Origin of the sequence: Rhodococcus sp. NPDC057529 (assembly GCF_042802055.1) — a bacterium.
Lineage (GTDB): Bacteria > Actinomycetota > Actinomycetes > Mycobacteriales > Mycobacteriaceae > Rhodococcus_F.
The window spans coordinates 217,742-238,886 of the sequence record NZ_JBHVEY010000008.1; the positions used below are offsets into that span (position 1 = coordinate 217,742).

Below are 21,145 nucleotides of genomic sequence, written 5' to 3' on the forward strand. Positions count from 1 at the left end.
GCGTTCCGTCAGGTGCAGGTGGCCAGTGCGTGTTCGACGCGCTGCGCCACCTGCGCCGGCAGGGATCCGCATTCGCCGTGCAGTGCGCGGGCGTTCAGTCGCCCGATCGCGACGCCGTCGGCGACCACCTCGTCGAGCAGTTCCTGCGAGATTCCGCTGGCGGCGAGGTCGAGTGCCGTGCACAGCGGGGTGGTGATGCGCAGCGGGCCGACCTGCTCGCAGTCCTCCGGGCGCAGCGACCGCCGGTGCAGCGCCAACTGCTGCGTCGGCGAGGGCGGCGACAGCACCGTCGAGAGGTGGATGAACCGCGGGTACAGGTGCCCGAGACCGTGAAGTTCGGCAGCACTCTGGTGGGAGACCGCGGCAGCGGCACCGAACCAGGTGCACCACTTCGCGAACTCCTCGAGATCGGAGTGCGGACAATCCTTCAAACGGAACAGGTCTCGCTCGATCTTGACCCACGAGCCGTCGGCGAGTCGCTCGCCGATCTCGTCGGCAGCGAACCCGAGGCGCAGCGCCTGCGCAGTGGTGAAGAAACCCGCCTGAGCCGTCGCGACGCGTGTCAGTTCTTCACCGACACCTTCGCGCTCCGGGTCACCGGGACGTGGAGCCAACCATCCGGACATTCCCCTACATTACTGGGCAATTGTGGCGGGTATCACAATTTCTGCGGATCTCGGCGACCCTCCGCCGACGCATTCACAGAATTTGTTCAGAGTTGTCGGGAAGAATCCGTGTAATGGCAGCCCGAACGAACTCCGCACCCCGAAGTAACCGTGTGCTCGTCATCTCTCTGGTCGTCATCGCCGCGCTCGTGGCGGTACTCGTCGGCGGCGAACTCTTCGTCCGCCACCGAGTGAAGACCTGCATGGCAGACCAGTTCGAGAGCCAACTCGGCTCGCAGGTGGACGTGGGGCTGAGCTGGAAGCCGGTCCTGCTGCAGTCCGTCGACAAGAACGTCCCCTACATCACCATCGACAGCGACGACACCAAGTTCGGCCCCGCCCAGGGAATGCAGGTGCACGCCCAGGTCAACGACATCCGGATCGAGAACACCGCGGACAGCAGCGGCACCATCGGCAGTTCCGACGCGGACGTCACCTGGTCGACCGCCGGCATCCTCGCCACGCTGCAGCAGCAGGCGTTCGGCTCGCTGATCAGCGGTGTCACCGCCGATTCGAGCGCGGGAACCCTGAAGTTCTCCGTCGGGCCGGCCGGGCTCGCGGATCTGACCGTCAAACCGGAGGTCGTGAACGGAACCGTGAAGGTCGACACGGTGGGCGCCGCGATCCTCGGCTTCGGGCTCCCCACCGACCTCGTCGACGGGGTGGTCCAGATCCTGACCTCGAGCCTGCAGACCTACCCGCTGGGCATGCAGCCGACGTCGCTGAAGGTCACCGACGACGCCATCGAGATCACCCTCGAAGGCGGCGCCTACACGATGCCTGCCGCCCCCACCCAGCAACAGCAGCAGGAGCAGCAGAGCAGCTGCGGCCTCCTCGTCTGATCGGCGGCCGGGTCAGTCGGGCAGTCCGTCCAGGACGGCGCGGGTGCCCGACAGTCCCAGCCGCGTCGCACCGGCCGCGATCATGTCGAGCGCGGCCGCCGCGGTGCGGATCCCGCCGCTCGCCTTGACCCCGATCCGCCCGCCGACGGTCTGCGCCATCAACCGCACCGCCTCCACGGTCGCTCCCCCGGCCGGGTGGAACCCGGTGGACGTCTTCACGAAGTTCGCGCCCGCCCGCTCGGCGGCACGGCACGCTTCCACGATCGCCTCGTCGCTCAGCGCGGCGGTCTCGAGGATCACCTTGAGCACGGTGCTGTCGCCGACGGCCTCGCGGACGGTGAGGACGTCGGCGAGCACCGCGTTGAAGTCGCCCGCCACCGCGGCGCCGATGTCGATCACCATGTCGATCTCCTGGGCGCCCTGATCCACTGCGAGCCTGGCCTCGGCCCCCTTGACCAGCGAGTGGTGCTTCCCCGACGGGAACCCGACCACCGCCGCGGTCACCAGTCCGGGCGCCTTGACGGGCAGCATCGACGGCGACACGCAGACTGCGAGCACACCGAGCGAGCGCGCCTCGTCGATCAGCGCCTTCACGTCGTCGGTGGTGGCCTCGGGCTTGAGGAGTGTGTGGTCGACGAGGTCGGCCACCTGGGAGCGGGTCAGTGCAACGTCGGACATGCCTGTGAGCTTCGCACAACGCCTTCCCTGGCCCGCTGCACGGCCTAGCATCGCCGTATGAGTGATCCGGGATCGGTCTTCGACGAGGCACGGCTCGAGTTCGACCGGCTGACGACGACCGTGTGGGGGCCGGCCGGGCAGTCCCTCGCCTTCCAACTCGGTTTGCGTCCCGGGGACGCCGTCCTCGACGTGTGCTGCGGCGCAGGGTCTTCGGCGCTTCCCGCGGCCACCGCGGTGGGTCCGTCGGGCCTCGTTCACGGTGTCGACCTGTCCGACGAACTCCTGGAGGTGGGGCGGCTGAAGGCGTCGGACCGCGGGCTGCAGAACATCGAGTTCGTCCGCGCGGACGCCACCACGTGGGAGTCGCCGAGCACCGTCCCGGCGGCAGGCTACGACGCACTCGCCTGTTCGTACGGCGTGTTCTTCCTGCCCCACATGGACGCCTCGTTCACGCGGCTCACAGGCCTCGTCCGGCCGGGCGGCAAGGTCGGAATCACGGTGTGGCGGCGGGGCGCGTTACGGGACTTCGCCGAGGCGCTCCACGACGCTGTCGCCCGGCACCGGGAACCGGAGGCCGACTCCGGCGGGTCGCCGTTCGACGCGCTCGAACACATCGACACCCCGGACGGGCTGCACCAGTGGCTCGGCGAGCTGGGCGCGCACTCGACCGAGGTCCGGGAGCTGTCCAACATCATTCCCGCGACACCCGAGTTCGTGTGGGACCTCGTGATGGGCGGGAACCTGCGCCGCGCGCTGTCCCCGTTCGACGACCGGACGGTCGAGCAGATCCGCCTCGATTTCCTGGAGTTGCTCACCGAGCGCGCGATCCACGACGTCGACGCCGGCACCCTCGTCGGCACCGCCGTGGTGAACGGCCGGAGTGCGACCTGAAAGACTGTTGCCCATGAGCGCTGCTTCGACCGAGGACCACCGGTACGTTCTTTCTCTCGGCTGCCCCGACCGCACCGGCATCGTCGCCCGGATCTCGACGTTCCTCGCCGAGGTCGGCGGTTGGATCGTCGAGGCGGCGTACCACGCCGACGCCGACACCGGCTGGTTCTTCACCCGTCAGGCCGTGCGGGCGTCGTCCGTCGACATGTCGATCGGGGAACTCCGGGAGCGGTTCGCGGCCGTCGCCGCCGAACTCGGTCCGGAGACGGAGTGGACCGTGTCCGACACGGGCGAGCGCAAACGGGTGGTGCTGCTGGTGAGCAAGGAGGCGCACTGCCTCCACGACCTGCTGGGCCGCGCGGCCGGAGGCGAGTTGCCCGCCGACATCTGCGCGGTGATCGGCAACCACCGCGACCTCGAGGCGGTCACCCGGCAGCACGGCATCGACTTCCACCATGTGCCGTTCCCGAAGGATCCCGCCGAGCGCGGGCCGGCGTTCGAGCAGGTGCGTGAACTGGTCGACGCCCACGACCCCGATGCCGTGGTGCTGGCACGGTTCATGCAGGTGCTGCCGTCGCAGCTGTGCGAGCACTGGGCCGGCCGGGCGATCAACATCCACCACAGCTTCCTGCCGTCGTTCGTCGGCGCCCGCCCGTACCACCAGGCATTCGCCCGTGGTGTGAAGCTGATCGGCGCGACCTGCCACTACGTGACGGCCGAACTCGACGCGGGCCCCATCATCGAGCAGGACGTGATCCGTGTCGACCACGCCGACGAGGTCGCGGACATGGTCCGGCAGGGTCGCGACATCGAGAAGCTGGTGCTGTCCCGCGGCCTGCGCTGGCACCTCGAGGACCGCGTCCTCGTGCACGGCCGTAAGACGGTGGTGTTCAGCTAGTTTCGTCGCCGAGGCGGGCACGCCGTCCGGACCCGTCACCGCGGAGAGGTACCGACATGATCGACGTCGCAATCGCACAGTTCGCATCGGGTGCGGACAAGCACGACAACCTCGGGCAGATCGCGACGTTCGCCGGGGAGGCGGCCGCGGGCGGCGCCCGGGTGCTGGCGACCACCGAATACGCGATGTTCGCGCTCCCGGCGATCGACGAGCGGTTCGTGGACACTGCCGAATCCCTCGGCGGTGAATTCGTGACCGGCCTGCGCGAGATCGCCGTCCGGCACGGGCTGACCCTGGTAACCGGGATCAACGAGGCGATCCCGGGCGAGCGCCGGATCTTCAACACCCTCGTCGCGGTCGACCCCGACGGGGGCATCGCCGCCACGTACCGGAAGCTGCACCTGTTCGACGCATTCGGCTACCGGGAGTCGGAGTTCGTGCAGGCGGGGACCATCGGCGATCCCGAGACGTTCACGGTCGACGGCATCACGTTCGGCATGCAGACGTGTTACGACCTGCGGTTCCCGGAGGTGACGCGGCGCATCGTCGACGCGGGCGCCGACGTCCTGGTCCTGCCGGCCGCGTGGATGCCGGGCCCGCTCAAGGAGGACCACTGGACCACGCTCGTCCGCGCCCGGGCCATCGAGAACACCCTCTACGTCCTCGCGGCCGATCAGTGCGCTCCGGTGGGTTCGGGTGCGTCCATGATCGTGGATCCGATGGGCGTGGTGATCGCGTCCCTCGGCGAACGGACCGGGACCGCGATCGGCACCGTCTCCGCCGAGCGCATCGCCGAGGTCCGCGCCAAGAACCCGGCGCTGACGCTGCGCCGCTTCGAGGTGGTGGCCAAGCAGTAGATTCAGCGGAAGACGTCGGGCAGGCCGTCGGACACCGACTGGGGGAAATCGGGTTGCCGCTTGTCGAGGAACGCCGCGACCCCTTCACGGACATCCGCCGACGTTCCGCGGACGTGGATGGCGATCGACTCGGCCCGGTGCGCGACCTCTGGGCTGTCGGCGCCGAGCATCCTCCACATCAACTGCCGGGTCAGCGCGACGGAGACCGGCGAGGTGCCCGCCGCCAGTTCGCGCGCCACCTCGATCGCCCGCGGCAGCACTTCGTCGGCGGGGACGACCTCGCGGACGAGGCCGCGTTCGAGCGCCTCCGCCGCCGACACCATCTTCCCTCCCACGGCCCACTCGACGGCGGTCGAGATCCCGACGATCCGGGGCAGGAACCAGGTGGAACAGGCCTCGGGCACGAGCCCGCGGCGGGTGAACACGAAACCGAACTTGGCTGTGTCGGAGGCGATCCGGATGTCGGCGGGCAGTGTCATCGTCACCCCGACTCCCGCTGCAGGACCGTTGATCGCCGCGATCACCGGCTTCGTGGACCGGTAGATCCGCAGTGACGCCTGACCGCCCGAATCGGGTGGCGCCTCGCCGCTGTCCGGGTCGTCCTCCGTGACGAACGTGTCGCCGCCCTTCGCGAGGTCGGCCCCGGCGCAGAAGGCCCGGCCGGTTCCCGTGAGGACGATCGCACGGATGGTGTCGTCGGCATCGCATTCGTCGAAGACCTCGATGATGCGGTCCCGCACCTCGAGGGTGAAGGCGTTGAGCCGATCCGGGCGATTCAGCCGCACGATCGCGATCTCACCGTCCCGCTCGAGGTGGACGACGCTCTCGGTGGCGATACTCGTCATGAACTGTTCTCCTTTCGTCGTGTGTGGTCCCGTGTCGCGCGGTGTGTCAGCGCACCTTCGAGAACCGTTCGGATACGTCGCGGTACTCGGATCTGATCGCGGTCTTCGACAGCTTTCCGCTGGGGAGACGCGGCAGGGGTTCGTTGCGGATCACGACGTACCGGGGCACCTTGTAGTCGGCGACGAGGCGGTCGCAGTGCTCGACGATGGCGACCTCGTCGACGTCGCCGGTCACCGTCACGATCGCGGCGGGGGTCTCACCGAAGCGTGGGTCCTTCGCGGCGATCACCGCCACTTCCTCCACTCCCTCGATCTCACCGATCACGCGTTCGAGTTCCACCGGAGAGATGTTGATTCCCCCGGTGATGATGAGGTCCTTGAGCCGGTCGACGAACTGGAGGCGCCCTTCGGCGTCCCGGGTTCCCAGATCACCGCTGTGCAGCCAGCCGTCCCGCAGTGCGGCCGCGGTGGACTCCTCGTCGTTCCAGTAGCCGGGCGTGACGCCGGGCCCGCTGAGGAGGATTTCGCCTTCCTCGCCGGGGTCGGCTTCGGTCCCGTCCGGGCGGACGACTTTCATCTCGGTGAAGATGGAGCCGTTTCCGCACGTCCCGGGGTGGTCGAATGCCTCGCTCACCAGCGTGGCGGTCGCGACTCCCCCGGCCTCGGTCATTCCGTAGATCTGCCGGAGCGCCACCCCCTTGTCCGCCCACCGCTGCAGCAGGGCGGGTGCGACGGCGGCGCCGCCGACGATCGCCGTGCGCAGGTAACCGAGATCCGCGTTGTCGAATTCCGGGGCACGGGAGATGGCCTCGAAGATCAACGGGACACCGAACAGGGCCTGGACCTTGTGTTCGCTCAGCAGTGCCGCCGCGCGTCCGGGCTTCAGCTCGCGCTCGATGATGATGGTGCCGCCGAGCACGGTGGTCATGAGAAGGCCCCACACGAGGCCCGGGGTGAAGACGAGCGGCAGGACCAGCAGTGTCGTCGCCCCGGGCCGCAGCCCCTCTTCGGTCAGCGACGCCTCGAAGACGATGTTGAGCAGGGTGCGATTGGTGCAGATCACGCCCTTGGAGAGCCCCGTCGACCCGCTGGTGAACAGCAGCGCCGTCGGCGCTTCGGGACCGACGTCGATCCGGAAGTCGTCCACACCGCCACCGCGCAGCGCCGTGAACTCGTCGAAGGGCAGCGAATCGAATGTCGCGCCGAGAGCGCGGGTCTTCTCGACCGCGTCGCCGAATTCGGCGGGCGCCAGCACCAGCCGGGCTCCCGCGTCGTCGACGACCTTGCGGAGTTCCGCGGGCTTGAGCCGGGGGTTCAGCGGGACGAGGACCGCGCCCGCCTTGAGCACTCCGAGCGCGACCGCCGGCCACTCCAGCGAGTTCGGGCCGAGGACACCGACGCGGTCACCCGGCTCGATCCCGGCCTCGACGACCCGGCGAGCGACGCGGCTCGACCAGTCCTGCAGTTCCCGGTACGTGAGCGCGTCGTCGTCGACGACGATCGCCCGCTGGTCGCCCTTCGTCGCCGCCCACCAGTGCAATGCCGACCCGATTGTCGCAGCCATCTCCACTCAACCTTCCGCCGTCGCCGCCGGGCGACATCGATGTCACGGCAGGCGCCTCGCGCCACCGCTACAAACCTATGATCTATAGATTAACTGATGCTGCACCGAATCGGACACCCCGATCGGCACGTTTTCTCGAAAAGTGTTCCGCTCGAACGATTGCCAACCCGGCCGATCCCGCCGCCGCACAGCCCACCCAGAACGCGATCACGAACGCCCGCTCCGATGCCAGGTCCGTGCCGGCGACCGTCACGGACGCGAGCAGTGTCGCGACCAGAGCGCTGGCGAGCGAACTGCCGAACGTCCGCGCAATCGCGTTGACGCCGTTGGCGACCCCGGTGAATTCGGAGGGCACGGCGTCGACGAGCAACGCGGGCAGCACCGCGTAGGACCCGCTCACGAAGACGTTGATCACGACGAGCGCCACGACCACCTGCCACAACCGGGAGTGGGCCAGTGCCAGCATCGCGAATCCGGCCACCCCGATCCCGCAGGCCGCGACGAGCACGCGGTCGGCGCGGAAGCGGTGAATCAACCGGCCGCTCGCCGACGCCGCCACCACCCCCGCCACCGAACCGGGGAGCAGCACGAGGAGGCTGGTGCGCAGCACCGAGGCGTCGAAGCCGTATCCGACGGCGGCGCGCGAGGCCTGCACGAACTGCGCCGAACCGAGGAACTGGATGTACATGGCCATCCCGACGAGAAACGCGGCGAGGTGCGTGCCCGCAACTCGCCGCCCGGTCAGCAGCATCGGCGGGACAAGGGGCGCCCGGGTTCGTCGCTCGTGCAGGTACCACCCCGCCGTGACGGCGATCCCCAGTGCCGCCACGCCGATCGTCGCAGGTGAGGCCCAGCCCCACCGGCCGCCTTGGGCGAGGGCGATCAGGATCGCGGACAGGCCCACGGCCATGAGTCCGACGCCGACCGGGTCCATACCGTCGCGGGTCCGCGCCGCACCGCCGCGAGGTACGGTCACCCAGGCGACGACGAGGGCGGCGAGGTTCAGCCCGACGAGCAGGGCGAACACTCGCCGGAAGTCCGCGCCCTCGGTGTGCAGGACGCCGGCGGCGACCATGCCGAGCCCCCCGCCCACGGCCAGGATCCCCGACATCAGCCCGATGGCCCCCAGGAGCCGGCGCGGGTCGAGACGCCCTCTCAGCACGGCGACGCCGATCGGGAACAGCGCGAACGACACCCCTTGAAGGATGCGGCCGAGCACGAGGACCGGGAGTTGCTCGGTGACGGTGCACAGCACCGAACCGAGGAGCACCAGGACGAGCGTCCCCAGCAGCACCGGGCGCGGACCTTGCCGATCGGCGAGTCTGCCGAGAACCGGAGTGCACACTGCCGCGGCGAGCAGGTTCGCCGTGACCACCCAGCCCGCGGCGGCCGAATCGACCCCGAGTTGCGACGCCATCGCGGGGAGCAGCGGCACGACCGCCGTCTGGATGACGGCCGTGGTCATGACGACGAAGCACAGCGCCGGGACCAGCAGCCGATCGCGTGTCCCGGACCGTCGGACCGGGAGCGTGACCGACTCCGCGCCCGTCGCCACCATCCTCAGAGGTCCAGGATCAGCGTGGGTGTGCAACTCCGCGACACGCAGATCATCATGGCGTCGTTCTCCGCCTGTTCGTCTGCGCTGAGAACGGAGTCACGGTGATCGGGGGTGCCGCCGAGAACCGCGACCTCGCACGTTCCGCAGGTGCCCTCCCGGCAGGAGAAGTCGACGTCGAGGCCTTCCCGGAGGACGGCGTCGAGAACCGTCTCGTCCGCGGCGACCTGCACCGTGCGCCCGGATCGGCCGAGTTCGACCTCGAACGCGCCGTCGTCGCCTTCCGGAAGCGCCTTCGGTGCGAAGCGCTCGACGTGCAGGGTGACGTGCGGACGTTCCCGGCACGCCGATTCGACGGCCTGCAGCAACGGTTCCGGCCCGCAGCAGTACACGACGGTTCCGGGCTCGGCCTCGTCGAGGGCCGTGGCGAGGTCGAGGTGTCCGTACTCGTCCTGCGGGCGGAGGAGCACCCGATCCGGGTGTGCGTCCGCGAGTTCGCCGGCGAACGCCATGCTCGCGCGGGTCCGCCCGCCGTAGAGCAGGCGCCACGGCGTTCCCTTCGACTCCACTTCCCGCGCCATGGGAAGCAGGGGCGTGATGCCGATCCCGCCCGCTACGAACAGGTACGAGTCGGCGTCGACGAGGGCGAAGTGGTTCCGGGGACCGGCCACGGTGACGACGTCGCCGGGTTCGAGCTTGTCGTGGACGCGGATCGAGCCGCCTCGACCGTCGGCCTCACGGAGCACGGCCACGGTCAGCGACGTCGTGTCGCCGGGATCCCCGCACAGCGAGTACTGGCGGGTGGTCGTGTCGTCGAGGACCAGATCGATGTGCGAACCCGGGGTCCAGGCCGGGGCCGCGGCACCGGACTCGTCGACCAGCGTGAGTCGCACGACGCCGTCGGCAAGCGTTTCCTTACCGGCGACCTGCATCTGCAGCCGGTCCTGGTTCGCGGTGCTGGTCATGTACCTGTCTCGTTCCACTCGACTCCACTTGCTCGTAAATCTTATGTCATTAGATTAATGTCACGCAAGACGCACGTCGGAGATGTTGCCCCGCGGCAGCACCTGCGATAAACCTATGTGCATTAGAATTTTGGATGGGAGACCTCGCTCATGAACCCGCAGGCAACCGAATCGGTGCTCGACCTGTTCCGCCTGACCGACGCCGTGGCCGTCGTCACCGGCGCGGGCAGCGGCCTCGGCGCAGGTTTCGCGTGCGCGCTCGCCGAGGCGGGCGCGGATGTCGTGATCGCCGCACGACGGCGCGACCGACTCGACGCGGTCGCCCGATCGGTGACCGAACGCGGTCGCGACTGCCTGGTCGTCCCCACCGACGTGACCGATCCAGAGCAGTGCGACGCGCTCGCCCGGGCGGCGATCGAACGGTTCGGCAGACTCGACATCCTGGTGAACAATGCCGGCGTCACCCACGCCGCACCCGCCACCCGCGAGCGGCCCGAGGACTATCGGGCAGTGCTCGACGTGAACCTCTTCGGCGCCTACTGGGCCGCACAGGCCTGCGCCCGCGTGATGGGTCCCGGTTCCAGCATCGTCAACATCACCAGCATGCTCGGCCTGGTGAAGTCCGTGCTCCCGCAGGCCGCGTACTCGTCGAGCAAGGCGGGGCTCATCGGCTTGACCAGGGATCTGTCGAACCAGTGGTCGGGGCGCAAGGGCATCCGGGTCAATGCGATCGCACCGGGATTCGTCGACACCGACATGATCGGCGAGATGTCGGCGGAGACACTCGCGGCATTCCTCCACGACTGTTCACTCGGACGGACCGCCACCCAGCGCGAACTCGACGCGGCGGTGGTCTTCCTCGCCAGCCGGGCCTCGGGCTACATCACCGGTTCGACGCTCGCCGTCGACGGCGGAACCTCCGGTCACTGACCGACGAAAGGCGACAACGACCATGCCGATCACCACGATGCGCACCGAACTGCGAGGCGACGGAGTCACACTCGTCGCGGACCGGTGGGAGCCGGCGTCCACGAGGAAGGGAATCGTCCTGCTGCTGCACGGTGGTGGGCAGACTCGTCATTCGTGGCAGCGCACCGGAATTCGACTCGCCGACAACGGCTGGTGCGCCCTCGCGATCGATGCCCGCGGTCACGGTGAGAGCGAGTGGGCCGACGACGGCGACTACGGCAGCAACGCCCATGCGCGCGACGTCGCGGCCGTCGCCGCCGGTCTCGACGAACCACCGGTCCTGGTCGGCGCGTCCATGGGCGGGATGGCGTCGTTGCTCGCACAGGGCGACCACGGCATCGGCCGCGCGCTGGTCCTGGTGGACATCACCCCCCGCGCCGAACCCGGCGGCCTCGCCAAGATCACGTCGTTCATGGAGAGCGGCCTCGCCGGTTTCGACACCCTCGACGACGCGCTCGACGCCGTCGTCGCCTACAACCCGCACCGTCGTCGTCCGCCGCGCGTCGAGGGACTTCGCAAGAACCTTCGCCTCCGCGACGGGCGCTGGTACTGGCACTGGGATCCACGGATGATCACGTATCGGGAGAACACCGACGCCCACGCCGAGGTCCGGGAAGCGCGGGCCCGTGCCGCGGCGCGCGAAGTGCGTGTCCCGACCCTCCTCATCCGGGGCGCGCAGTCCGACGTCGTCAGCGCGGACGGCGCCCGTGACCTGTTGGAACTGATCCCGACGGCCCGCCATATCGATGTCGGAGGGGCCGGGCACATGGTCAGCGGCGACGACAACGACCTGCTCAGCGGCGGCCTGCTCGACTTCCTCGACAGCGACGTCGCCTACACCCATGAGGTGACCACGACCGACTACGATTCACCTCATCATGACTGACAACCATCCGAGCGAACACCCTGACCGGAAAGCCTGACATGCCCCGACCATCGAAGCCCCTGATCAGCCGCGCGGCTGCGGTGCAGGCGTCCATCGAGATCATCGATTCCCAAGGACTCGAGGCATTCAGTCTGCCGCGACTGGCCAAGCACCTCGGAGTGCAGGCGCCGTCGTTGTACCACCACTTCGCGGACAAGAGCGAGATCCTCTCCGCCGTGGCTCGGCACATCGCCGGCGCATCCGTGGTCCGTCCCCGCCGCAAACCCGGTCCCGACTGGCCCGAGTTCTTCGTGGCGTTGAGCATGAATTTCCGCCAGGCCATCCTGCGGCACCGGAACGCGGCGCCGATCCTCCTGCAGTATCTGCCCCGGGACCTCCTGATCGGCACGTACGAGGACACAGCGCGATTCCTGCTGGACTCCGGTGTGCCGACGCATCTCCACGTCCAGATTCTGGACGGGATGGAGACGTTGTCGATCGGCGCGGTCCTCACGGAGGCGATGCGCAAGCCGAGCACCCGGGCAACGATCTTCCCGAACGTCGACCCGGAGTCTCAGCCACTCCTCGCCGAAGCGCTTGCCGCCAACGAACTCTCGTCGAAGCGATTGTTCGAGGAGATGATCCGCAGCTTCCTGTACGGCGTGATGCGAAACGACGCTGCCGCCGCGAACGCACCGCAGGAACGCTCCGCCTGACACGCCGGCGCCCGACGAGGCGAAGGCCCCTGGGACACGAGTTCCAGGGGCCCTTCGTCATCTCGGTGCCGGCGATCCGCTACCCGATGGCGGGCAGATGCACCGTCTTGGTCTCGAAGAACTCCTCGAGACCCTCGACGCCGCCTTCACGTCCGACGCCGGACTGCTTGTAGCCGCCGAACGGCACGGTGAAATCGATGATGGCGGCGTTCACGCTGACCGTTCCGGTCCGGATACGCTGCGCCACCTCGAAACCGTGCTCGAGGTCGGCGGTGTACACCGCGCCGGACAGTCCGTAGATCGAGTCGTTGGCGATGGCGATCGCCTCCTCCTCGTCCTCGTAGGTGATCACGGAGACGACGGGACCGAAGATCTCCTCCTGCGCGACGCGCATGTCGTTGCGCACGCCGTCGATCAGGGTCGGTTCGACGAAGAAGCCGTGGTCGACTCCTGCGGGACGACCGCCTCCGAGCACGACGGTCGCGCCCTCCTCTTTCGCCGAGGCGATGTAACTCTCGACCCGGTCACGCTGCCGTTCCATGGCGAGCGGGCCGAGGAATGTCGTCTGCTCCCACGGGTTTCCCATGGTGAGGAAGCCCAGTGCACCCTTCAGCGCCTCGACCGCCTCGTCGTGGCGCTTGCGTGACACGAGCACCCGCGTCAGCGCGATACACGCCTGACCGCTCTGCATGCAGCCACCCATCGGGAGCGACTGCATGACGTGCCCCAGGTCGGCGTCGTCGAGGATGATCGCCGCCGACTTGCCACCGAGTTCGAGCGACACCCGGGCGATCCGCTCCCCGGCGAGCGACATGATGCGCCGCCCGGCGAGAGTGCTTCCGGTGAACGTGATGTGATCGACGTCGGGATTGGTGACGAGAGTTTCGGATACCTCCCGGTCGGCGCAGAGAACGCTGACGACGCCGTCCGGAATCTTGCCTTCGGCCGTCAGTTCCCCGATGACGTCGGCGAACACGGACGGCGACAGCGGGGCTTCCGGCGCCGTCTTGAGGATCACCGAGCAGCCTGCGGCGAGGGCGGGGGCCACCTTGAAGGCGATCGTTCCGATGGGCCCGTTCCAGGGGATGATGGCTGCGACGACCCCGGTCGGTTCCTTCAGGATTCGCGAGACCCCGCCGTCGGCGCGGGTCCGGTCGTCGCGGGTGGAATAGTCGCGGGCCACGGCCGCCACGGCGCGGAACAAGCCGGCGGTCATCTGCTGGGTCGGGCCGCTGACCGCGACGGGGATGCCGACCTCGATCACGCCGAGCGGGGTCAACTCCTCCACGCGGCTCTCGAGTCGCGAAGCGATCTCGTCGAGGACGTCGGCGCGTTCGGCCATCGTGCGCGACGCCCACTCACCGGAATCGAATGACGTGCGAGCGGCCTGCACGGCGCGTTCGACGTCTTCGGTTGTGGCGCTGCGGATTCGCGCCGCCTTCTTCTCGGTGAACGGGTCGACGAGGTCGATCCACTCGTCTCCCGTCGACTCCACCCACCGGCCGCCCACGAACACCTGCTCGCGATCGGCGATCTTCGGAGGCGCTGCGGCCGCCGACTCTGTTGTCGTCATGGTCGAAAATTCCCTTCGCTCAGCGGTTGTTGTAGCCGGCATCGACCGGCAGGGTCACGCCCGTGACGTACCGCGCCTCGTCGGAGGCGAGGAACACGATGGCGTTGCTGATGTCGACGGCCTCGATCAGCTCGACCGGCATCGGATTCTTGTACGATTCGTCGTTCGCGACCTCGGGGTGCGAGTTCACGAACTCGCCGTATTCGGCGTTGGCCACCATCGGGGTGTTCACCCCTGTGGGATGCACGGTGTTGACCCGGATGCTGTGCTTCGCAAGCTGCTTCGAGTACAGGCGCATGAGACCGACGACGCCGTGTTTGGCCGCGGAGTAACCGGCCTGGCCGGGGAATGTGTTGAGCCCGATGCTGGTCAGGCCCGCGGCGGAACTGGTGATGACGATCGACCCGCCCTCGCCCCGCTCGATCAGCCCGGGGACCGTCACCTCGAGTACGTGCCACACGCCGGTGAGCATCACGTCGATGGCGTCGTGCCACGCCTGCGGCTGATTTCCGGGTCCGATGACGGGCATGATGCCGGCGTTGGGCAGGACGATGTCGACGTGTCCGAACTGTTCGATCCCGGCGTCGTACGCGCGCTGGACGTCGGCGCGGTTCCGAACGTCGCCCACCGACGTGACGATGGAACCGCCGGCCTCCTTGACCAGGCGTTCGGTCTCGGCGAGGTCGTCCGTGGTCGCCATCGGATAGAAGACGGTGTCGATCTGCTCGCAGATGTCCATCGCGATGACGGAGGCGCCCTCCTCCGCCAGTCGCACCGCGTGCGAACGTCCCTGTCCGCGTGCCGCACCGGTGACGAACGCGACCTTCCCCTCGAGTCGTGCCATGACGTGTCCTCTCGTTCAACCGAGCCTGAGATGTCGGTGATGTGCGCCGAAATGTCGCGCGGCGTGCGCGCGATGTGAGCACTGGATGTGGGTCTTGGGTTCGAGGGCCGTCGGCCGGACGCCCTCGAAACGGACACTGCTTGTGAGCCGTGTCACAGGACAGTAGCGTGACATTCGCCGCTCGTCAACAGTGACACAAATATCGTTCTCCGTCTCATGCCTCAGAGGTAGCCGGGAGCCTCGTGCCACTCACCGACCTGGTAGCACGTGTGCGCATCCTCCTGCTCGAACGACAGCAACCGGCAGAGCCGGACCGCACCGTCGTCGTCGGGATCGATTCTCATCAAGGCGATCTGGGCCCCCGCGTCGCGCAGCACCTCGAGCGCCCGCACGAGCAGCGCCGCACCCAGGCCGCCGCCCCGTGCCTCCTTCTCGAGCACCAGTGCACGGATCCACGCCGCCCGCAGTTCGAGGTGCGTGTGCAGCGACGGGTCCAGCCAGACGAACCCCTGGGGCCGGCCGGCGTCGCCGGACGCGAGTACGACGGACCCGGTTCCGTGGGCACGGCTCTCCGACAGCTTTTCCAGCTGAGCGGCCGGAATTCCCGAACGGCCCAGCACGTCGTCGAGAGCCGTCACCGACTCGGGGGCGTCGAGCCCGCGCGGCGCCTCCAGCACGGACCCGGCCGGGAGGGGCACCGGGTCGAGCGGAACCGCGAACGGCCCGGTCAGGCTGCGGAACAGCGTCCACAGCCGGCTCACCGACGAGATCCGGAACCGTCGGGTCAGGCGCTCGGCCGCGGGATGCGTGCCGAAGGCCCAGGCGCGCAGCGCGCGCGCACCGGTCCCCATCCAGCCGTCCGGCCGGTCCACGTCGAGGCCCAGCTCCTCGACGAGCAGGGTCGCAATCCCCCGCGATCGATAGTCGGGGTGCACGACGAATTGGACGGCCCCGAGACCGTCGTCGTCCACGGCGATATTGAGGTACGCCACCACGACGAGCGGAACGTCGTCGACAGCGCTCAAACCGCGACGCGCCTTGACGGCAAGATGCGATACCCGCATCCCCGGCCGCGAACGTGCCGTGACGTCACGCGGTTCGATGCGCGAGAACCCCGCTTCGTCGTCGTATTCCGCGGCCGCGCCCACCAGGGCGAGAACTTCGTCGCGGTCGTCGTCTGCGAGTTCCTCGCACCACTGACAGGAAATCATCCGTATCACTCCTCATCGGACAGCGTCACCTAAACCTAATGCTCATTGATAACACCCGCAACGGCCGGACCTGCGAGGGTTTACACATAAATCTATGTGAGTTAGATTTAATGGGTCGATCCACACCGCATTCGGAGCCGGTGACGGGTAGCGGCGACAATGCCGGGCCCATCGACTCCGCACGACACTGGAGGAAACGCAATGACCGAGGTCGGAGCACCCCGCGAGGAACGCATTCGCCGCGCCCTGGATCACCTGCGCAACGACACGACGGACGAATTCGACCACATCACCTGGTTCCAGCCGGAGGAATTCACCGATCCGGCCGTGGCCAAGCGGGAACGTGACCTCATCTTCGGACGTGTCCCCTCGATCGTCGCTCACGGCTCCGAGATCCCCCGCGCCGGCGACTTCTTCACCCTGCAGATGCCGCGGAACAACATCATCGTGGTCCGGCAGCGCGACGGCGGCGTCAAGACGTTCGTCAACCTCTGCCGGCACCGTGGCGCCCTCCTCGAGAAGGAGGAGAAGGGCCGCTGCCGACTCTTCTCCTGCCCGTACCACCGGTGGTCGTACGACACGGACGGCAGTCTCCGGACGATTACCCGCGACAACACGTTCGGCGAGACCGACACCGCGAACATGGGCCTCGTCGAGCTGCCGACCGAGGAGCGTCACGGCTTCATCTGGGTCGTGGACGATGCGAACGCCGAGATCGACGTGGCGGGCTGGCTCGGCGAAGAGATGGACACGATCCTCTCCGGGTACGGCCTCGATTCCAAGATCGCCGTGCAGTCCGAGGGATTCGACGAACCGGTCAACTGGAAGATCATGCAGGACGCCTTCCTCGACGGGTATCACATCCAGTACGCGCATCCGAATACCGCAGCCAAGCACATTCACACCAACGTGATGGCATTCGAGGACTTCGGCAGGCACTGCCGCTTCATCGCCCCGCGCAAGTCGATCGATCGGTGGATCGAGGAGGACCCCGGCGACCGGAGCCTCGCCAAGGACATCACGGAAACCCATTTCCTGCTTCCCAACAGCACCCTGCTGCGGCAGCCGGATCACTTCCAGCTCCTCACCTTCCGGCCCCACCCCACCGATCCGCAGCGCTGCCGCATGGAGATGCGCTTGATCGTGCCGCCGGTGGCGGACACCGAGATGACCGAGGAGAAGTGGACTCGCCTGTGGAACAAGAACTGGGAGATTCTCCTCGCGGTTCTCCACGCCGAGGACTTCCCGCTCCTGCGGGACTCCCAGCACGGCATGACCAGCGCCAACGCCGGCCGAATGGTGCTGGGCCAGAACGAGGTCGCCAACCAGGTGTTCCGGCGTGAGACGCAGAAACTACTGGCAACGAACTGACAACACATGACGTGCGGGGCGCCCACCGGGCGTCCCGCATCAGGAGGAAGACATGCAGAGCGATCTGTTCGACCGGGACCACGAGTTGTTCCGCGAATCCGTGCGGGGATTCGTCGACAAGCACGTGGTGCCCCAACTCGAGAAATGGGATGCGGATCGCCTGATCGATCGCGAGACCTGGCTGGCAGCCGGTCGCCAGGGCCTGCTCGGACTGCCCGTCCCCGAGGAGTACGGCGGGCCCGGCGAACTGGACTACCGCTTCCGCTTCGTGATCCAGCAGGAGATCGCCCGGGTCGGCGCGTCGGCGCTGCAGTCCGGATTCTCCACGAACGACGACATCGTCCTGAACTACCTGCTCCGCCACGCCGACGGCGAGCAGCGTCGGCGCTGGCTGCCCGGATTCGTCACCGGCGAGACCATCGGCGCGATCGCGATGAGCGAGCCTGCCGCGGGCAGCGACCTGCGCGCCATCCAGACCACGGCGGTTCTCGACGGCGACAGCTGGGTGATCAACGGGTCCAAGACGTTCATCACCAGCGGAATCCTCGCCGACCTGGTGATCGTGTTCGCGAAGACCGATCCTTCCGCCGGCTCCCGCGGCTTCAGCCTCTTCGTCGTCGAGGACGGGACGCCGGGATTCGCCCGGGGCCGCAAACTGGATAAGCTCGGTCTGCACGCCCAGGACACCGCGGAGTTGTTCTTCGAGGACGTCCGCGTCCCCAAGGAGAATTTGCTCGGTGAGATCGGTTCGGGGTTCGCGTATCTGATGCAGAGCCTCCCCCTCGAACGACTCGGCATCGGGATCGCCGCGCAGGTGTCCGCCGAGGCGGTCCTCGGCTGGACTCTCGACTACGTCAAGGAGCGGACGGCCTTCGGCAAGCGGGTCGGGGAATTTCAGGGCCTCGGGTTCACCCTCGCCGAACTGCAGACCGCCGTCGAGGTGTCCCGCGCGTACATCGACCGGTGCGTGCGCGAGCACAATGCGGGCACCCTCACCGCCGTGGATGCGGCGAAGGCGAAGCTCTGGGCCACGGAACTGCAGGGCCGCGTCATCGATGCCGGGGTGCAGTTCCACGGTGGCTACGGCTACATGATGGAGTATCCCGTCGCCAAGGCGTACATCGATGCGCGGATCCAGCGGATCTACGGCGGCACCAACGAGATCATGAAGGAAATCATCCATCGAGACCTGATGAAGGCCTGAACGATTCCGGCAGGAAGGGGTGCGGCGAAGAAGTATTCGCCGCACCCCTTCTTTCATGCCGTTCCCACCCGTGCACACCCGTGCACACCCGGGAGGAAACTACACTAGTTAGTTAAAACGGTCGCTCGGCGGTAAAGGAGTCGGACGCGATGGGTGCACGCGCACGCACGGCGGCAGTTCTCGGAGCCCTGGCAGTCCTGGGCACTCCCGCGGTGGCAGACGCCGCCCCGGACAACGCTCCCGTCGGGCCCCCGCAAACGGGGTGGCCTGCCGCGTGGGCCTATTCCATCGAGCACCCCGATGCGATTCCGCAGGGCATGAACGATTTCTCGTGCCGGCCGGACGCCGCTCATCCGCGGCCCGTCGTCCTCGTCAACGGAACGTTCGAGAACAGCTACGCCAACTGGGCGATGTACTCACCCCAGCTGAAGGCCGACGGCTACTGCGTCTTTGGCCTCGACTACGGGGGGCCCGGACACCGGCCCGTTCCATCAGACCGGTGACATGCGCGTGTCCGCCCGGCAGGTCGGCGAGTTCGTCGAGACCGTCCTCGCCGCCACCGGCGCCGACCGGGTCGACCTCGTCGGGCACTCCCAGGGCGGACTCGTCCCCCTCTACTTCATCAACCACCTCGGTGGAGAGTCGAAGGTCGGCACGATGATCGGGGTCGCTCCCGCCACCAACGGCATCAGCGCCTACGGAATCCTGCATTTTCTCGCCGCGCATTCGCAGGCGAAAGATGCGGTCGGGAAAGTGATTCCGGCGGTCGACGACGGGACGGCGGGTTCCGCGTTCGTCACGGAGACCGGCGAGGGCGGCATGACCCGCCCGGGAGTCGAGTATGCGACCGTCAGTTCGCGGCACGACCTCGTCGTGCAACTGAGCGAGTCGCAACTGCCGCCCGGGCCGAACGTGTCCAACGTCGTGGTTCAGGACTTCTGCCCCGAGAATCTGACCAATCACGGAACGATGGTCTACGACGACATCACGCTCCGGATCGTGCGCAACCTTCTCGACCCGGAGACGGCCGTTGCCCCCGCCTGCCATCCCGTGGCGCCTTTGCCCTGAACCACGACCTGCGTTAGACCGCGACCTCGGACGACGACGCGGCCCGCTCCGCACCGTCCCGCGCGCGCGTTGTGCGCGACACCGAGACCCATGCGGCGGCGACGCCTGCCACCGAGATCGCCACCAGCAGGATGCTCAGTGCTGCGGTGCTGCCGCCGTCGTTGAACGCAAGTTGCACGGCGAGGACCGGCACGAGCGCGGCGCCGAGGGCGTTCCCGAGTTCACGGCCCAACCCGAGACCGCTGAAGGCGTGCCGGGTCTCGAAGAGTTCGGTGACATACGCCCCCATCGGCCCGAAGATCGCAGCGACGCCGACCCCGTTCCCCAGCACCAGGACCAACCAGAACGCGGCGGTACCGCCGCCGTGCCCGACGAGCCAGAATGCCGGGAAGGCGAGCAGCGCGGAGAACACGAATCCGGAGATGATGACCGGTCGCCGGCCCACCCGGTCGGACAGCATCCCGAACAGGGGAATGAATGCCGCACAACTCAATTGCGCGAGCACCAGGCCGATCAGGATGTCGGTCTGCCCCATGCCCAGTTGGTTGCGGCCGAACGTCAGCATGAAGACGAGGTAGAAGTACCCCAGCCCGGCCTGCCCGAACACCATCACGAGTACGGACAGGATGGCGCGGGGCTGGCTGCGGATGACGTCGAGCACGGGCGAGGTGGTCTTGCCGTCCGTCTCCTCGATGTGGCGGAACGCCGGGGTCTCCGGCAGCCGGGCGCGCAGCGACAGGCCGTACAGCAGAATCAGTCCGCTGAGCAGGAACGGCAGGCGCCATCCCCAGGACATGAATGCTTCCTCGGGGAGCGCGGCCGAGACGATCAGCAGGGCGCTGGTGCCGAGAACGCCGCCGATGGACGCCCCCGCCCCGGGCAGGGATCCGAGAAGTCCCTTTCGGCGTTGCGGCGCGAACTCCACCGCGACCAGGGTGGCGCCACCGTATTCGGCGCTGGCGCCGATGCCCTGGAGGATCCGGAGGAGGACGAGGAGGGCCGGGGCCAGCCAGCCGATCTGCTCGTAGCCGGGCAGCAGGCCCACGAGCATCGTCGCGGCCCCCATCATCACGAGGGTGAAGACGAGGATCTTCTTCCGTCCGATCCGGTCGCCGAGGCTGCCGAGGACGACGCCGCCGATCGGCCGGACGAGGAAGCCGACCGCGAACGTCCCGACCGCTTGCAGCGTGGCCAGGAAGGGACTCGCACCGGAGAAGAAGACGCTCCCGAACACCACCGACGCGGCGGAGGCGTAGAGGCTGAAATCGTAGTATTCGAGCAGAGTTCCGACGAAGGCGGCTCGGCTGGCTCGCTTCGAGTCGCCGGCGGACCCGGACTCGGAGACCGTCGTGGCGCCGCCTGCGGCGGTTGATGGGTTGGTCGTCATGCACACACTCCGTGTCGTGCGGTCTCGAATAGTTCGAGAATGATTGTGACGGATGCCACGTTAACCAACGGCCATTAGTTTTGTCTACGTTGTACCTTCGGGTCTTTCGGCCTCACCGGAACACCGGTGACATGGGCGTGATTCGACAGCGGCCCAGGGTAACCCGGGTCGCTGTCG

General features: G+C 67.9%; 21 protein-coding genes. 11 read left to right on the top strand and 10 right to left on the bottom strand.

The genetic code is table 11. The annotated features are described in order from the left end of the window. Positions 1-8: 8 nt before the first annotated feature. Positions 9-626: a hypothetical protein gene (locus ACFU5V_RS17905; protein ID WP_378438003.1), complete on the bottom strand. Its 618-nt coding sequence runs from the start codon at positions 624-626 to the stop codon at positions 9-11. A gap of 113 nt (positions 627-739) precedes the next feature. Between ACFU5V_RS17905 and ACFU5V_RS17910 the strand changes: the two genes are divergently transcribed. Beyond that, positions 740-1,507 carry a DUF2993 domain-containing protein gene (locus ACFU5V_RS17910; protein ID WP_043824446.1) on the top strand — a complete coding sequence of 256 codons (768 nt, stop codon included), beginning with the start codon at positions 740-742 and terminating at the stop codon, positions 1,505-1,507. A 12-nt stretch (positions 1,508-1,519) separates the two neighbouring features. On the opposite strand, the gene deoC is transcribed toward ACFU5V_RS17910, so the two are convergent. Then, a complete protein-coding gene (gene deoC, locus ACFU5V_RS17915) occupies positions 1,520-2,185 on the bottom strand; it encodes a deoxyribose-phosphate aldolase (protein ID WP_072939783.1) in 666 nt (221 codons plus the stop codon). A gap of 57 nt (positions 2,186-2,242) precedes the next feature. On the opposite strand from deoC, the gene ACFU5V_RS17920 reads away from it, so the two are divergent. Genes ACFU5V_RS17920 through ACFU5V_RS17930 form a run of 3 tightly spaced genes read left to right on the top strand, consistent with a single transcriptional unit; the run spans position 2,243 to position 4,831 of the window. Next, positions 2,243-3,076, top strand: a complete 834-nt coding sequence (locus ACFU5V_RS17920; RefSeq protein ID WP_378438000.1) for a class I SAM-dependent methyltransferase — start codon at positions 2,243-2,245, stop codon at positions 3,074-3,076. 13 nt (positions 3,077-3,089) lie between these two features. After that, entirely contained in the window at positions 3,090-3,974 is an 885-nt protein-coding gene (purU, locus tag ACFU5V_RS17925) for a formyltetrahydrofolate deformylase (RefSeq protein WP_378437997.1), read from the top strand. 56 nt (positions 3,975-4,030) lie between these two features. After that, positions 4,031-4,831, top strand: a complete 801-nt coding sequence (locus ACFU5V_RS17930; protein WP_378437995.1) for a carbon-nitrogen hydrolase family protein — start codon at positions 4,031-4,033, stop codon at positions 4,829-4,831. 2 nt (positions 4,832-4,833) lie between these two features. Here ACFU5V_RS17930 and ACFU5V_RS17935 read toward each other — a convergent pair whose 3' ends face one another. The 4 genes from ACFU5V_RS17935 to ACFU5V_RS17950 all read right to left on the bottom strand — a co-directional run bounded on the left by ACFU5V_RS17935 (position 4,834) and on the right by ACFU5V_RS17950 (position 9,760). Continuing rightward, a complete protein-coding gene (locus ACFU5V_RS17935) occupies positions 4,834-5,676 on the bottom strand; it encodes an enoyl-CoA hydratase-related protein (RefSeq protein WP_378700969.1) in 843 nt (280 codons plus the stop codon). Between the two features lie 46 nt (positions 5,677-5,722). Next, positions 5,723-7,240 (bottom strand): class I adenylate-forming enzyme family protein, encoded by a 1,518-nt coding sequence (locus tag ACFU5V_RS17940; protein ID WP_378700971.1) that lies wholly within the window; start codon positions 7,238-7,240, stop codon positions 5,723-5,725. 82 nt (positions 7,241-7,322) lie between these two features. Next, entirely contained in the window at positions 7,323-8,798 is a 1,476-nt protein-coding gene (locus ACFU5V_RS17945; RefSeq protein WP_378700973.1) for an MFS transporter, read from the bottom strand. Between the two features lie 2 nt (positions 8,799-8,800). After that, a complete protein-coding gene (locus ACFU5V_RS17950) occupies positions 8,801-9,760 on the bottom strand; it encodes a PDR/VanB family oxidoreductase (RefSeq protein ID WP_378441206.1) in 960 nt (319 codons plus the stop codon). A gap of 150 nt (positions 9,761-9,910) precedes the next feature. Here ACFU5V_RS17950 and ACFU5V_RS17955 point away from each other — a divergent pair, with 150 nt between their 5' ends. The 3 genes from ACFU5V_RS17955 to ACFU5V_RS17965 are packed head-to-tail and all read left to right on the top strand — an operon-like array spanning position 9,911 to position 12,310. Continuing rightward, positions 9,911-10,690, top strand: a complete 780-nt coding sequence (locus ACFU5V_RS17955; protein WP_378700975.1) for an SDR family NAD(P)-dependent oxidoreductase — start codon at positions 9,911-9,913, stop codon at positions 10,688-10,690. A gap of 22 nt (positions 10,691-10,712) precedes the next feature. Continuing rightward, positions 10,713-11,615, top strand: coding sequence for an alpha/beta fold hydrolase (locus tag ACFU5V_RS17960; protein WP_378441211.1), 903 nt, complete (start codon positions 10,713-10,715; stop codon positions 11,613-11,615). A gap of 38 nt (positions 11,616-11,653) precedes the next feature. After that, the gene (locus tag ACFU5V_RS17965) at positions 11,654-12,310 is read left to right on the top strand and encodes a TetR family transcriptional regulator (protein WP_072939750.1); all 657 of its coding nucleotides are present in this window, start codon (positions 11,654-11,656) and stop codon (positions 12,308-12,310) included. Between the two features lie 79 nt (positions 12,311-12,389). On the opposite strand, the gene ACFU5V_RS17970 is transcribed toward ACFU5V_RS17965, so the two are convergent. The 3 genes from ACFU5V_RS17970 to ACFU5V_RS17980 all read right to left on the bottom strand — a co-directional run bounded on the left by ACFU5V_RS17970 (position 12,390) and on the right by ACFU5V_RS17980 (position 15,938). Continuing rightward, positions 12,390-13,883: an aldehyde dehydrogenase gene (locus ACFU5V_RS17970; protein ID WP_378700977.1), complete on the bottom strand. Its 1,494-nt coding sequence runs from the start codon at positions 13,881-13,883 to the stop codon at positions 12,390-12,392. A 19-nt stretch (positions 13,884-13,902) separates the two neighbouring features. Beyond that, positions 13,903-14,727 carry a mycofactocin-coupled SDR family oxidoreductase gene (locus ACFU5V_RS17975; protein WP_072939746.1) on the bottom strand — a complete coding sequence of 275 codons (825 nt, stop codon included), beginning with the start codon at positions 14,725-14,727 and terminating at the stop codon, positions 13,903-13,905. 221 nt (positions 14,728-14,948) lie between these two features. After that, positions 14,949-15,938, bottom strand: a complete 990-nt coding sequence (locus ACFU5V_RS17980; protein ID WP_378700979.1) for a GNAT family N-acetyltransferase — start codon at positions 15,936-15,938, stop codon at positions 14,949-14,951. Positions 15,939-16,139: 201 nt separating this feature from the next. Here ACFU5V_RS17980 and ACFU5V_RS17985 point away from each other — a divergent pair, with 201 nt between their 5' ends. From ACFU5V_RS17985 to ACFU5V_RS18000, 4 genes are all read left to right on the top strand, one after another. Further along, positions 16,140-17,309 (top strand): aromatic ring-hydroxylating dioxygenase subunit alpha, encoded by a 1,170-nt coding sequence (locus ACFU5V_RS17985; RefSeq protein ID WP_172651453.1) that lies wholly within the window; start codon positions 16,140-16,142, stop codon positions 17,307-17,309. Between the two features lie 52 nt (positions 17,310-17,361). Further along, positions 17,362-18,513, top strand: a complete 1,152-nt coding sequence (locus ACFU5V_RS17990) for an acyl-CoA dehydrogenase family protein (protein ID WP_378700982.1) — start codon at positions 17,362-17,364, stop codon at positions 18,511-18,513. Positions 18,514-18,662: 149 nt separating this feature from the next. Then, positions 18,663-19,016, top strand: a complete 354-nt coding sequence (locus tag ACFU5V_RS17995; protein ID WP_378700984.1) for a hypothetical protein — start codon at positions 18,663-18,665, stop codon at positions 19,014-19,016. A 1-nt stretch (position 19,017) separates the two neighbouring features. After that, complete coding sequence (locus ACFU5V_RS18000; protein WP_378700986.1) at positions 19,018-19,581, top strand: lipase family alpha/beta hydrolase; 564 nt, start codon at positions 19,018-19,020, stop codon at positions 19,579-19,581. A gap of 13 nt (positions 19,582-19,594) precedes the next feature. On the opposite strand, the gene ACFU5V_RS18005 is transcribed toward ACFU5V_RS18000, so the two are convergent. After that, on the bottom strand, positions 19,595-20,968 hold the full coding sequence (locus ACFU5V_RS18005; RefSeq protein WP_378438678.1) for an MFS transporter: 1,374 nt from the start codon (positions 20,966-20,968) through the stop codon (positions 19,595-19,597). Between the last annotated feature and the right edge of the window lie 177 nt (positions 20,969-21,145).